Below are 14,193 nucleotides of genomic sequence, written 5' to 3' on the forward strand. Positions count from 1 at the left end.
ATAGAAAAGGGATGGCTCAAGGAAATCTATTTCCCATATAAAGCTTTGCGAACCTTCGTGTTCTTGGTGGCAAAAACCGAAAAAAGGCCTAGCGAAATAAATCACTAAGCCTTTTCAATAATCTATAGGCTGAACTGATTTTTATCTCAATGAATTAATCCATTTTGCGATTTTCATTGCATCTTCTTTGGATACTTGAGCCATAGGAGGCATTTCAGTAGGATAATCGGGCCAGTTCTGAGGCTGAGGATTATAGATCAGTTCGACGATTTTTTCGTCTGAATATCTTCTTTTAGCTACCTCTGTGTAGGGCGGGCCAATTACCTTTTTGTCTTGTTGATGACAAGCTGAGCAGGTGTTTTTAGCCAAGATTGATTTGATCTCTGCATCTGTAGGAATTGCTGAAGTGACCGTTTTCGCAGGAGCTGGTTTCGTGGCATCTTGTTTTGCTGCCGCTTCCTTCACTGGCTCTGAAGCAGGTGTTTTGATTACCATTTTAGCTCCGGAAGGAATGCTATTTAACGTGTAATAAGCATCTGGGTGTACCAAAGAGAAGCTTCCATCCACCGCTCTCACTCCATTAAGACTGATTTTGTGAACGAAATAAGGTCTCAAACCTTCCACTGCAATTCTTGCAGACATACCATCTGTAGCGACTTCCACGCCTAATACTTTTAGTGTTTTATTGTCCACAGGTGGGCTACCGTAAACAGGATGGTACTTGTAGGTAAAGCTTTCCACGGTGTAAGAAGTTAAATCTTCAGCTGAAGCTCTGTCCACCGGTTTGGTGAATTCGATTAGGAATCCGTCAGGTTGAGCTTTTACAGTTCTCATCTCGAATGGAATGTTATTATTCCAGACTAGACGTTGCAAACCTTCATTTGCCTCACCTGCTGAACCCCAACCGCGGTTTGTCTCGCCAATAAATAGGGACTTGTCGGGCGCCCACGCCATTCTCAAGATACCTGATTGGAAGCCAGATCTGAAATCGATGGAAGCACCTTGCATCACACCATTCACTTCTTCCAGGAAGAGACGCATGATTTTACTTTGACCTTGGTCACCTACCAAAACCTGACCTCCAAAAGGACCAAAATTTCCTTCTGGTATTAGTATTGGCTCAGAGTTAGAAATACCTTGGATACCATGAGGCAACCAAACAGCAGGAAGCTTTAAATCAGGAAGTTCTTCCTTGGCTTGTGCCATGGTGATGTAAGGTGCGTCCATTACATTCTCAGGTTTTTCAAATCCACCAGTTCCATTAGGTACTTTCTGTGGATCAACGACTTTATTGAATTCCTCAGTTGTCAATTTCAATGGAGAATCTGGAAGGCCAGTCCATGCTAAACCTGCTGGGTGTCCAGTAAAATCACCTTTGTCGATGAACCATAGCCCACCTGACCCCATGTAATCACCTTGATTTTCGGTATAGACCAATTTGTCGCCAAGCATACCCAAACCGGCCGGAGATCTCATTCCCGTGGCATAAGGCTCCATGCTCCCGTCACGGTTGATCTTCATGATCCAGCCTCTGTAAGGCACACGGCTTTCGCCTCTCCACCATTCCTGATCGCCGAAAGCGACATTGGCAGATACGAAGAACGAGCCATCAGACCCTACCTTTGGGCCGAAGCTATATTCGTGATAGTGAGCGGAAATAGGCCAGGCATAAACTGTTTCATACAAGTCTGCTGTACCGTCTTGATCTGTATCGACCAATTTGGTTAGCTCACCTCTTTGTGCCATGTAGAATGCTCCATCTTCATAATGAAGTCCTAGAATCTCATGAAGTCCAGAAGCAAACTTTCTGAAGAAAGGCTTTGGGCTGGTAGGGTTTTCTACAATAAACACATCTCCTCTACGAGTGGCTACGCCGAGGTCGCCATTTGGCAAAACGGTCAAACCACCAACTTCCAAAAGAGTGCCTTCCGGAGCTGTTACTCGCATGATTTTGAAGAAATCCTCCTCTTTTGGAGATTCCTGTGCTTCGACTTGCCCTGGCAGGAGCTGAATTACTGCAGCTAGTCCAAAGGCAATTTTTGTGAATTTATTCTTTAGTAATGTTTTCATGTGTTTATATTTTTCAAAGGTCACATGGAATCTCGCATGGTTAATTATCATCCCACTGTGTGTCGTTCTTCGTCATGCTCGATTTCCTCTTTGCGCTGTCCTTGGATTAAAAGAGAAGATTGTAAACGATGTTTCCTTTTGCAGGCAAGAAAATACCCTCGCCGCCAGCAGTGGCGTGAGTCACAGGAGCACCATAAGTTGCTTCATCGTATTCCAGGTACAAACCTGTGTCAGGAAGCAGGTAAAAACCTTTTTTGATCTTTTTGATCTCTGTTCCTGCCGCTACTTTGTAAAAACCAGTGCCAATGCCGGAAACCATTCTGTTGATTCCTTTACCGGATTCCAATACGTTGATTTGATCTTGTACAGTTTGACCGGCAAGTTGATAGGTGAAAACAATATCTTCCGGGCCATTCTTTAGCTGGTAGCCCTTTGTTCTGAATTCTTCTGAGGCGCTGAAGTTGCTGTTTACAGCGTTTACTGCCGGAGAATTTATATTGATCACTGCGCCACGTGGTACAGAAACACCATTTCCACGGCTATTCCACATAGGGGTAGCATCCAAAAACTCACCTCTCCACACTTGGATCAGCGTACCTGTTTCCATGTCAAAGGCATAATTCACCTGTTCTTTGCTGGCTACAGATACGACATGACTTAATCTTTTGAAATTTGGAATATCCCGGAAGCTCCGCAAAATCGGAGTCTCATCAGCATCTACCAAAATTGGATCTGTTTCTTGGTAAGCTCCAGCTTCTGAAACCAAAAGATCTGTGTTTCTAAGACCAGATCCAGAGATAGAAAGATTGAATCCATCTACTGACCAGTTTCTGTTTTTGGAAGCTATGATCTGGATTGGATTGTTACCAGCTGATAATTGCTTTTTGACTCTCACTCCTCTATTGGAAAGATTTGAAATGCTTTCACTCCCAACTGCAAAGCCTGCCATTCCTCCTGGAACCTGAAGTGTGATTTCATATTCGCCAGCTTCAGCTATGTTTAGATTTGCTGTGTATTTGGTCAAGTTGACATCTGAAACGGAGGCAGGAACTTCTTTCAATGAACCAACACTTCCTTTAGCAGCAACAGTCTTTCCTGCTAACTCTTCCAAACTGTTGAATGAACCTTGGTAAGTTTCATAGCTCACATTAGATACGGTTGGATCTGTGGCATCGAATGGAGTGATTTCGATGTTTCTAAAAGCAACCGCACCGTGATCTCCTTGGATTCTAAGTGGACCTTCAGCCACATCTTCAGCGGTTATTGATCCACGGGTAGGACCGTAGACCTCTAGATTTTCGTGGATGGTCACACCGTTAAGTTTCACTGATAGAAAACGTGCATTTTCGATTTTTTTGCCTGAGGCATCAAATTTTGGAGCTTGAAAAGAGACTTCGAGCTTTTGCCAAACGCCAGGTGCTTTGCTGGCATTTTGACGTGGAGCATATCCTTGGTAGCCTTTTTGGCCTTCAGGCTTACTTTCGTCCCAGCGTTGGTAGATTCCACCATTGTCACCCGGCTTGGTGGTGGAGGTAGTCCAGCTATCCAGAATTTGAACTTCATAGTTTCCTTGAAGGTAAACACCTGAGTTGGACCCCGGAGCGACCAAGTACTCTAAAGAGAGGTCTACATCTCCGAATTTCTCTTTGGAAATAATGTCAACTCCTGGTTTTTTCTTCGAAGGTAGATTTGCCATAACTCCAGATCCATCTGAGGATTGAAGTTCATTAGGAACTGCTGGATCAGCCCAGACTTTTCCTACTTCTGACCAGCTACTTTTATTTCCTTCGAAGGATTTAAGATCTAGCTTGACAGGATTTTGCTGTGCTTGCACGATACTTAGCTGGAGAGCTAATGCAGCGGTGAGCAAGCCTACATGTTTGTTCAAAATCATGTGAATTTGAGGGTTAATTGATAGAATGAGGTTTATTAGAAAAATGAAGAATATTAAAAACTCTATGAATATCTTACCTGTATTGGAAATAAAGTGATTTAAAATTTCTGTTAATGATTTTGATAAGTCTAACCAGTGAATTTTTCTTTCTGACCCAAAGATAAACGCTCGAGATCTTTCTACAAGTAAATTTCATTTGATACAGCATAAGCTCAGTGGTGCCTTTAATCTGTCTCAATACTTTAAAAAATAACTAAGAATGTACACTTTCCTATTAAACCTTAGATCTGGTCCAAGCTTTTTCGTTGGGGTTGAGCTTGATTTTTAAAAGCTGATGGGGTCATTCCAGTCTCTTTTTTGAACTGGGAAGAAAGATATGCCACGCTGCTGTAGCCAAGTTGATCAGCGATTTCAGAAAGGTTTTTATTTTTGTAAAAAATCAATTCTTTCACTCGCTCGATTTTCAATTTGGTGATAAACTTCTCAATAGTTATGCCTTCTACTTGAGAAAAAAGTTTACTCAGATAAGTGTATTCGTAATTGAGCTTTTCTGAGATAAATGTCGAATAGTTTTCAGATAAAGGTTCATCAGAATACTGAATTTGTTTGATTAGTGCACTTTTAATCTGGGAGATTAAAGTAGATTTTCCTTCTTCCAAGAGTTCAAAACCACGATCCTCCAGCATCTTTGCCAATTGATTTTTCTGAGGAATGCTCGGTGAAGAGTCCAGTGTTATTTTTCCCAACTCTAGAGTAGAGTAGGAGAGTTGCAGCTGATCCAACGCTTCCTTCACCGAAGTGATGCATCGTGGACAGACCATATTTTTGACGTATATCAGGGGCATACTAGTAGGATTGCTACGAGTACAAAGGTATTCAACCATGCGAAAGTTCTTGGCAGGAAGAAGATATAAGTAAAAAGCATCCTAAATCTACATCCAGAATGCTTTTATAAGGAAGAGTTTTCTTAACCGATTTTTGAAAGAAATACCCTGGAAGTGGCAAGCATAGCCAATATGGAGTGACAATCACAGTAGAATAATCTTTGGAGACGACTTATTGAGAGAGCCAGTGAATAAGGATCATTTGGCGTAAGCTAGAGCAATATTTCGATTATATAGTACAGGAGTGAAGGGCAAAGCAAACAGCCCAAACCTGTATAAAATGTGGCAGTTACAGCTCCATAAGGGACGAGTTTGGGATCGGTAGCCGCCAATCCTGCGGCGACTCCGCTTGATGTCCCCATGATCCCTCCGAAAGCCATTGCTGATCCAGGGTCATTTAAGCTGATTTTTTCTGCCAAGATAGGTGTGAAAATAGTCACAGCTATAGTCTTGACCACTCCAGCGGCTATGCTAAGAGCAATCACCTCCGAACTTGCTCCCAAAGCAGCTCCTGTGACAGGACCAACAATATATGTGCATGCGCCTGCACCGATTGTAGCTAAGCTTACTGCATCTCGATACCCCCATAGCCAAGCCATGGCTACTCCTGATATGAAAAATAGCAGAATTCCAAAAATCAGAGAGATAAGTCCTAACAAACCAGACTTCTTGATGAGTAAAAAACTTGCACCCATTGCCGTAGCTACGATTGCAAAATCCCGGAACATAGAACCTCCCAATATTCCAACTCCACGGAAAATTGGAATGTCAGCCAATCCCTGTTCCCCACCTGTAAAAATTCCTCCCACATATCCCAAAACCAATCCCAAAAAGATGGCAATAGCAGATCCTGGAATTCTGCCATTCAATACTTTTTTAGAAAATAAATCCGAAAGATAGGCGAGCAATCCAATGGCAAGAAAGCCTACTATCAATGCATTTTTATCAAACACCTTTAGCAATTCATCCATTTCAGTTTTGCTTAAATGCTTTCATGAGAAATGGGAAAAATACAAAGGCGAGAATTACTGGAATTATTCCAACAACAATGGCCAAGTTTCCACTGGAGATAGCTGCCTTTACATTTAAGCTGGCAGCCATGGCAATCACGACAGGGATGTACAATTTATTCCAAAAATCAATTCCGGAGATCATTTCATGCTTCCACCAGCCCTTTCTCTCAAATAATTCTTTGAGAAGCATCAGAATGATCATGGCAAAACCGACTCCACCGACATTGGAATTAATGCCGATGAGTTTACCAAGGAGCTCTCCAAGCCACTGACCGATGAGGTAGGAAAAGGAGAGAAGTGCTACACCATATATGAGCATATCAGAAAAGTTTTTTCAAGTCATTCTTGGTTACTTTTCCCATCGCATTTCGTGGTAAATCTTCTATGAAAATATAGTTGCGGGGAGTTTTATAGGAAGGCATTCTTTCTCGCATCCACTGATTAAGTTCCTCTAGATCGGGGTGATCTTCACACACCAAAGCTGCTACGACAAGTTCTCCCCATTCTTCATTTGGGATTCCTACTACGCCACAGTCTTGGATTTGAGTATGCTTTCGCAAAACTTCCTCAATCTCTAAAGCTGAGATTTTATACCCGCCAGATTTAATAATGTCAATGGAATCACGACCGAGAATTCGATAATAACCATCTTCCATTACCGCGATATCTCCAGTCATGAACCATCCGTCTTCTGTAAAGCTTTTTGCTGTTGCCTCGGCCTTGCCCCAATATTCTTTAAATACGCAAGGGCCTTTTACTTGTATCTCTCCAGGTTCGCCATCTGGGACAATATTGTTATCCTCATCCACAGTTCTTATTTCTACATTGGGCAGAGGTTGACCTATGTGACCAGCTCTCCGTTCTCCAGTATATGGGTTACTGATTGCCATGCCTATTTCTGTCATTCCGTAGCGCTCCAGCAAGTAATGTCCAGAGATTTCTTTCCATTTTTCCATTACAGAAACCGGTAAAGCAGCAGATCCAGAGACCATCAGTCTAAACCTTGCCAGTGCCGCAGATAGATTTTTTTGCTCATTGATTGGAAGTCTCTCGAATTCAGAAATCAATTTGAAATAGATTGTAGGCACTGCCATGAAAACATTGAGTTTGCCCTCTTCGAAAATCGTGAAAACCGCTTTAGCATGGAATGGGTTAAGAAATTGCACTGTGGCACCAGACCATAGCGCGCAGCAAAGCACATTGATAATTCCGTGGACATGATGAAGCGGGAGTATTTCTAGGATATGATCACCAGAAGACCAATTCCAAGCTTTCACAAGCGTACTGATCTGTGCCTCTATAATTTCATGTGTAGTTAATACTCCTTTTGGCAGTGCAGTCGTGCCAGAAGTGTAAAGAATCATAGCGCCCCGGTCCTTGCTGATCTCTGGCAGGTCGATTTTTCCTGTCTGAAAAACCGAGTTTATTTCAATGAATTGTATGTTTGAATCTGTTTTATATTTTTCCAGAATGGAGACATATTCAGGGCTTACGATTAAATATTCTGCATGCGTATCTTCGATGACATAAGCCAATGAAGGCAGGGGATAAGTAATACAAAGTGGAACTGCAATGCCTCCAGCTCTCCAGATGCCCCAATGCGCAGCTGCATAATCTATTCCGGGAGACACCATAAAAGCTACCCTAGCTTCATTTAGATCAGGTCGATCGCGTAGTAAAACATCGCAGATTCCATGGCTTCTATCCAGCAAATCTTGGTAGGAATAGCTGTTGTCAGAATCTATAATTGCAGTTTTGGAAAGAGACTGTTTGGAATTTTCTATAAGTTGGAGCATGAAAGAATACTAGTGCGGTTTTATTTTTTCGGTAAGTTAAAAGCTATTGTTTACAAAGGAAATAATAGCCTAATGATTTCTTTGATTGTGGGTTCTGCGGTCATTTTTCAATTTTCTCAAAACCCCGTACATAAAAAAAACACTATTCTTTGTTCTGTATTTGCAGAACCAACTGAACTTTATATATATTTGTCCCGTTATCAGCGCATAACCCAAATTTATTAAAGATGATATTGACCGAAAGACATAAGGAACTGATCGAGCGAATTGGTGTATTCCATGAGCATAAAGGGATGCAGCCTTTGGTTGGTAGAATTATCGGATTACTTTTAGTTCACGAAGAAGGGGAAGTTTCTTTCGATGAGATTGTTGAGAATTTGGGTGTAAGTAAAAGTGCGGTAAGTAATGCATTGACTTTCCTCCAGGCCAAAGGTAGATGTGTTTATTCCACACGTTCTGGTGATAGAAAGAGATATTTTGCATTAAAAGTAAGTGACTGGAGAGAAGACTTTGCCCAAGAACTTGAAAACATCGCCGAGATTCAAAAGTTTATCGATGAAGTATTAGAAGTGAGAACAGACAAAAACCCTGAGTTTAATTGTAAAATGAGAGACTTCTCCAATTTCTTATGCTTTTTCAAAAAGGAAATTCCGGCCCTGTTTGAACGATTTAAAAAACAACAAGGGTAAAAAAATTTGATTATTTAGTTCATTAAAAAAAGAACCTACTATATATTTTATAACCAACTATTATTCAATAACATGCTTAAAAAGTATTTAACGTATGCATTTTTCTTGTGGGCTCCGACGGTGGCTATCGGACAAGAAGCTAGGCAGGAATTCAATCTCCCCGATTCGCTCACTTTTAAAGAGAGTATCCAGATCGGTTTGGAAAATAACAGAACACTGAAAAAAGCCATTCTGGATGAAGAAAAGGCTAAGTATCAGAGAAATGAAATCAGAGGTGCTGGTCTCCCGCAGTTCTCTGCTTATGGGCAATACAACAACTTCCTGGATGTATTTCCTCAGGCTGTACCAGGAGGGATTTTTGGTGGTGACCCGAGCGAGATTCAGGTAATTTCTCTAGGGGTGCCACAGTCACTAAAAGCGGGTTTCGAATTGAACCAGTTGATTTTCAGCAACTCATATCTGATCGGTTTGAAAGCTGCAAAGACTGGAGAGGAATTTTATCGAATTCTCGCACAGCAATCTGAGGAGGATGTAATACATGAAATATCTATGAATTTCTTAGGAGTGATTCAATTGGAACTTCAGAAGGAGAATTTGCAGGCAAATATCGATCAGCTGGAAAGCCTGGAAAAAATCCTTCAGTCTCAATACGATAATGATTTGGCACGTAAAGTTGATCTAAATCGAGTGAAGGTGAACTTAACATCTATTAAAAGTGAACTTGAAAACCTAGAGATATCTATCTATCAACAAGAAGGTTATCTGAAGTTATTAATGGGAATTCCAGTGGACACTGAGTTTAATCTAGATCAGTCCATCACCGATATGGATCAGTTGATTCAGGACTTTCAGATCCAAGACTTAAGTATTTCAGATCGGAAAGACATTCAGGTGTTGGGAGTTCAGAAGCAATTGTATGAATATGAATACAAAAACATCAAGGCGGAAAATCAGCCTCAATTGGTCGGATTTGCTGATTTCAACAAGAATGCTTTCTCAGAGGACTTTGACTTTATGAGCCAAAATAAAGTGTGGTATCAAGGCTTTTTGATAGGGTTGAAACTTCAAATCCCAATTTTTGACGGAATGCAAACTAAATACAAAGCAGCACAATCTAGGGTGACTTCACAGCAACTGGATCTGGATCGCCTACAAGCAGTAGATGCTGCTGAATTGGAGTACAAAAATGCACTTAATAAGTATTACAACTCCATAAGTACACTTAAGTCACTGGACGGTAATCTGGATCTCGCCAATGATGTATTAAAAGAATCCACATTACTCTACAAAGAAGGACTAAGTCCACTGACTGACTTGTTGGATGCAGAAACTACCCAGAGAGCGGCACAGGCAAATTTCAACAATCAAATTATTCAGGTTCGTATCGCTCAATTGGAAATACTGAACTCAACTGGAAAAATCACTAATCTTTTACTGTAATAGAAAATTCATACCAACGATGAAATCGAGCATGTCGCAGGCGATACACGCTGTGATGATTATCAACTATGCGAGGTTCCATAGCCTGCCCCGACTAATCGGGGTGGCCATTCAAAACAATTATAAACAGATGAAAAAATTAATAATCATAGCGCTTCTTTTGGTCAGTGTAGGGGCAGTAGCTTTCACCCTTTACAATAACAAGCAGGAAATGAACGAGGCTGCCACCCTGGCAATGAAGTCCAGCGAGTATATCTCTGTGACGGTGGAGAAAGTGGAAGAGAAAACTGTAAACCGCAACTTTGAATCAAACGGAATATTTGAACCTGCCCAGGAATTAAAACTGATGGCGGAGACTTCTGGAGCTATCGTCAAAATACAGCGAAGAAAAGGGGATAACGTGCGTAAGGGCGATCTTCTTGTTCAGATTGACGATCGATTGATCAATTCTGAATACACAATTGCCAAGCTAACCAGAGACCAAGCTGAGAAAGACCTGAAGCGATTTGAAAATCTTGCCACAACTGACGCAATTACCAAAAAGCAGTTGGAGGAAAATGAAAATGCCTTCAAAATTGCCGATGCACAGTTGGCAGCCTTGAAGAAGCGTTTGGATGACACCAAAGTAACTGCACCGATATCAGGATTCATCAATGAAGATTATTACGAGATGGGGACATTGGTGAGTCCAGGTATGCCTTTGGCAGATATTATCAATAAGAATCCTTTGAAATTATCGGTGAAAGTCACTGAAAGTGAAATCGCCAAAGTGAAGAAAGGCGAAGAGATCGCAGTGAGAGTAAATGCTATGTCCAATCAGGGATTTACAGGCAAAGTGCATTTCATCTCTGACAAAGCTGATGCTTCCTTCAAATATGAAGTGGAACTGATCATGAATAGTAAGAATCAGGATCAAATCAAGCCAGGTATGTTTGGAACAGCTCAGTTCAAATTTTCTCAGGAAGAGAAAGTTCTGAAGATTGACAGAAAGTCGATTGCAGGAAGTCTAAAAGATCCAGGAGTTTACTTGATCAAAGATGGCGTGGCCGTATATCAGCCAGTGAAAATCAATCCACTTTCTGATGGATCTGTAGAGGTTCTTGAAGGCTTGAAAGCAGGTGACGAAGTAATTGCTTCTGGTCTGATAAACGTGCAAGAAGGAACAAAAGTCAAAGTTCAGTAAACTATGCAAATCACTAAAATATCGATACAACGGTCGACCATGGTGGTTGTACTGTTCACCGTACTGACTTTGTTGGGGATTTTTTCCTACACACAACTGTCATACGAGCTATTGCCAAAAATGGAAACCAATGTGGTGACCATCTCTACTATCTATCCCGGCGCAGCACCATCAGAAGTGGAAACTTCGGTGACGAAGAAGATCGAGGATGCGGTTGCTTCCTTGGAAGGAATCAAATCGATGAATTCCATTTCGCAGGAGAGTATCTCCATCATCACTATCGAATTGGAGGCAGGGGAAGACGTGGATTATTCCATGCAGGATGCACAGCGTAAAATCAATGCGATCTTGGGAGATCTTCCTGATGATGCAGATCCACCGAGTCTGGGCAAGTTTGATTTGGATGATTTGCCGATCATGCAATTGGCAGTTTATTCCAATCTGAATCCATCTGATTTTTATGATTTGATCAAAAACAAGATTCAACCATCATTGGCTCAGATCAAAGGTGTAGCCCAAGTGAATATGCTAGGTGGTACCGAGCGTGAGATCAAAGTAAACTTGGATAGAAATAAGCTTGATGGTTACGGGATATCGCCGATCACAGTCGCGCAGACTATTAATTCGAGTAACCTGGATTTTCCTACAGGTCGATTGAAAAATAATGAAGGTCAGGTATTGATCCGCCTGGCGGGTAAATTCCAAAATATCCAGGAGATAGAAAACCTGGTGATTGCCTACCGTGAAGATGAATCTCCGATTCAACTAAAGGAAGTGGCAGAGGTAGTCGATTCATATAAAGATGAGGACATTCTCACGAGACTAAATGGTAAATCAGCAATCGGTCTGACAGTGCAGAAGCAATCTGATGCCAACGCAGTGGAGGTTTCGGAGGTTTTGGAGCATGAGCTTCAGAATATAGAGCAGACCTATACTTCTGAGGGGATTTCTTTCCAGATTTCTCAAAACACCTCTGAGTTTACATTGGAAGCAGCGAATCACGTAATCACGGATTTGATTATTGCAATTGTGTTGGTGGCCTTAATTATGCTGTTGTTCCTACATAGTATCAGAAATGCGGTCATTGTAATGGTGGCGGTGCCAGCTTCCATTATTGCGACATTTACAGTGATGTTCTTGGCTGGCTTTACGCTGAATCTGATGTCATTGCTAGCTCTATCACTTGTGGTAGGTATCCTGGTGGATGATGCCATTGTGGTGATTGAGAATATTTACCGTCACCTGGAAATGGGCAAAACCATTGCTCAGGCTTCTTACGATGGTATCAGAGAAATCGGATCGACTGTTGTTTCCATTACCTTGGTAATTATTGTTGTTTTCGTACCGCTAGCTATGACGGGCGGGTTGATTGGAGGTATTTTAGCTCAGTTTAGTATCACAGTTGCTACAGCTACCCTAATAAGTTTGCTAGTGGCATTTACACTAATTCCGCTGCTCACCTCTAGGTTTTCGAAGCTGGAGCATTTGGACAAGAATTCCTTTTTCGGAAAAATCGTTTATGGCTTTGAAGCTGGGTTGGATGCTTTTGTGGATTGGTTGATCAGAATTTTAAGATGGGGATTTGCGCATAAGTTTGCTTTGCTCACAATTACTTTCCTGCTTTTCATATCTTCTTTCTTTTTGGTAATCAAAGGGTTTATAGGTTCTGAGTTTGTCTCCGAAGGAGATAGAGGGGAATTCTTGCTTAGGCTGGAGCTTCCAAAAGATGCCACACTTGAGCAAACTAACTTCAAAACGCGAGAAGTAGAAGATTACCTAAGAACTCTCCCTGAAGTCACTGAGGTATTTACCACAGTAGGTGTAGCCAGTGGACAGTTTACAGGTTCTCAATCTTCTCCCTTTACATCTGAGATTTTGGTGAAACTGGTGGAACCTGAATTTAGATCAATGACAGGTCCTGATTATGCTAGAACCCTGGAAAATTACCTAGAAGAGCATATCACTGGGGCTGAATACACTGGCGTTCCAATCTCAATTATGGGTACTGCGAATGATGCACCTATTCAAGTGATTGTTTCCGGACCTGACAAGGATTCAATTCGTATCGTGTCTGAGAAGATAGAAGCTATTCTCGCAGGATTGAAAGGTACCCGGAAAATTGAAAGCTCTCTAGAGGATGGGAACCCTGAAATCCGTGTAGAAGTGGATCGCTATAAAATGAATGAGCTGGGTCTTTCCATGGATATGGTAGGTGGGGCTCTGCAGGTAGCATTCAACGGAAACGATGATTCCAACTATACGGAAGGTGATTATGAGTATGATATTCTGGTGAAACTGAATGAATTTGACCGAAAGTCGATTTCCGATGTTCAAAAATTAACGTTTCTAAATAGAAGTGGAAACCTAGTGAAGCTAGAGCAGTTTGCGACAGTCAACCAATCAGAAGGACCTACCAAATTGGAAAGGAGGGATCGTGTTTCCTCCGTTAAAATTACTTCACAAGTAGCCGGTGTTCCTTCAGGTACTGTCGGTGCTGAGTTGACTGCGGCGATTGATCAGATGGATCTTCCACAGCAGGTGCAGGTCAATTACGACGGTGACATGAAGAACCAATCGGAAGGTTTTGGTTCACTGGGAATCGCGCTTTTGGCCTCAATGATTTTGATCTACTTGATCATGGTAGCATTGTATGACTCTTACATATACCCGCTGGTGGTGATGTTCTCACTTCCTATGGCGTTGATCGGTTCCCTGCTTGCCTTGGCACTTACCAAAGGTACGCTAAGTATCTTCTCTATCATGGGTCTAATCATGCTCATGGGTCTGGTAGCTAAGAATGCGATCTTATTGGTTGATTTCACCAACCAGCTGAAAGAGGCTGGAGTTGAGGTGATAGAAGCATTAGAGAAAGCTGTGAAGATTCGTTTCCGTCCGATTTTGATGACTACAATTGCGATGGTGATTGGAATGATGCCGATTGCTTTGGCTACTGGTGCAGGAGCAGAGTGGAAAAACAGTCTGGCATGGGTAATCATCGGTGGTTTGCTTTCCTCCATGTTCCTGACCTTGGTTGTCGTTCCGGTGATTTACTATCTGTTTTACAGATTTATGGTAAAAATAGGCAAAGCGGAGAAGAAGCATATCGAACTCGAAGAGACGAATGTGGAGGAATTTGAATCCGAAGCAGCTGCCTACGTGTAGTTAATAAATGAAAAAGCTTCCCTCGCTGAATTGCAAGTTTGGCAAGAGATATAACTAAATAC

The 14,193-nt window shown here is 41.7% G+C and carries 10 protein-coding genes; 4 read left to right on the forward strand and 6 right to left on the reverse strand.

Features of this window, described 5'->3' with window-relative positions; genetic code table 11:
- Window positions 1-141: 141 nt before the first annotated feature.
- The 6 genes from U3A58_RS02305 to U3A58_RS02330 form a co-directional block, all read right to left on the reverse strand.
- Window positions 142-2,070, reverse strand: a complete 1,929-nt coding sequence (locus U3A58_RS02305) for a c-type cytochrome (protein WP_323821768.1) — start codon at window positions 2,068-2,070, stop codon at window positions 142-144.
- A gap of 106 nt (window positions 2,071-2,176) precedes the next feature.
- The gene (locus tag U3A58_RS02310) at window positions 2,177-3,964 is read right to left on the reverse strand and encodes a 3-keto-disaccharide hydrolase (protein ID WP_323821769.1); all 1,788 of its coding nucleotides are present in this window, start codon (window positions 3,962-3,964) and stop codon (window positions 2,177-2,179) included.
- Between the two features lie 281 nt (window positions 3,965-4,245).
- A complete protein-coding gene (locus U3A58_RS02315; protein WP_323821770.1) occupies window positions 4,246-4,809 on the reverse strand; it encodes an AraC family transcriptional regulator in 564 nt (187 codons plus the stop codon).
- Between the two features lie 251 nt (window positions 4,810-5,060).
- On the reverse strand, window positions 5,061-5,819 hold the full coding sequence (gene madM / locus U3A58_RS02320) for a malonate transporter subunit MadM (protein ID WP_323821771.1): 759 nt from the start codon (window positions 5,817-5,819) through the stop codon (window positions 5,061-5,063).
- 1 nt (window position 5,820) lies between these two features.
- Complete coding sequence (gene madL, locus U3A58_RS02325) at window positions 5,821-6,180, reverse strand: malonate transporter subunit MadL (RefSeq protein ID WP_323821772.1); 360 nt, start codon at window positions 6,178-6,180, stop codon at window positions 5,821-5,823.
- 1 nt (window position 6,181) lies between these two features.
- Complete coding sequence (locus tag U3A58_RS02330) at window positions 6,182-7,657, reverse strand: acyl-CoA synthetase (RefSeq protein ID WP_323821773.1); 1,476 nt, start codon at window positions 7,655-7,657, stop codon at window positions 6,182-6,184.
- 227 nt (window positions 7,658-7,884) lie between these two features.
- On the opposite strand from U3A58_RS02330, the gene U3A58_RS02335 reads away from it, so the two are divergent.
- The 4 genes from U3A58_RS02335 to U3A58_RS02350 all read left to right on the forward strand — a co-directional run bounded on the left by U3A58_RS02335 (window position 7,885) and on the right by U3A58_RS02350 (window position 14,131).
- Window positions 7,885-8,346, forward strand: a complete 462-nt coding sequence (locus U3A58_RS02335) for a GbsR/MarR family transcriptional regulator (protein WP_323821774.1) — start codon at window positions 7,885-7,887, stop codon at window positions 8,344-8,346.
- A gap of 72 nt (window positions 8,347-8,418) precedes the next feature.
- A complete protein-coding gene (locus U3A58_RS02340) occupies window positions 8,419-9,786 on the forward strand; it encodes a TolC family protein (RefSeq protein ID WP_323821775.1) in 1,368 nt (455 codons plus the stop codon).
- A 19-nt stretch (window positions 9,787-9,805) separates the two neighbouring features.
- The gene (locus tag U3A58_RS02345; RefSeq protein WP_323821776.1) at window positions 9,806-10,969 is read left to right on the forward strand and encodes an efflux RND transporter periplasmic adaptor subunit; all 1,164 of its coding nucleotides are present in this window, start codon (window positions 9,806-9,808) and stop codon (window positions 10,967-10,969) included.
- 3 nt (window positions 10,970-10,972) lie between these two features.
- Window positions 10,973-14,131 (forward strand): efflux RND transporter permease subunit, encoded by a 3,159-nt coding sequence (locus U3A58_RS02350; RefSeq protein ID WP_323821777.1) that lies wholly within the window; start codon window positions 10,973-10,975, stop codon window positions 14,129-14,131.
- Window positions 14,132-14,193 lie beyond the last annotated feature (62 nt).

It is taken from the genome of Algoriphagus persicinus (assembly GCF_035156415.1).
Taxonomy (GTDB): Bacteria; Bacteroidota; Bacteroidia; order Cytophagales; family Cyclobacteriaceae; genus Algoriphagus; species Algoriphagus persicinus.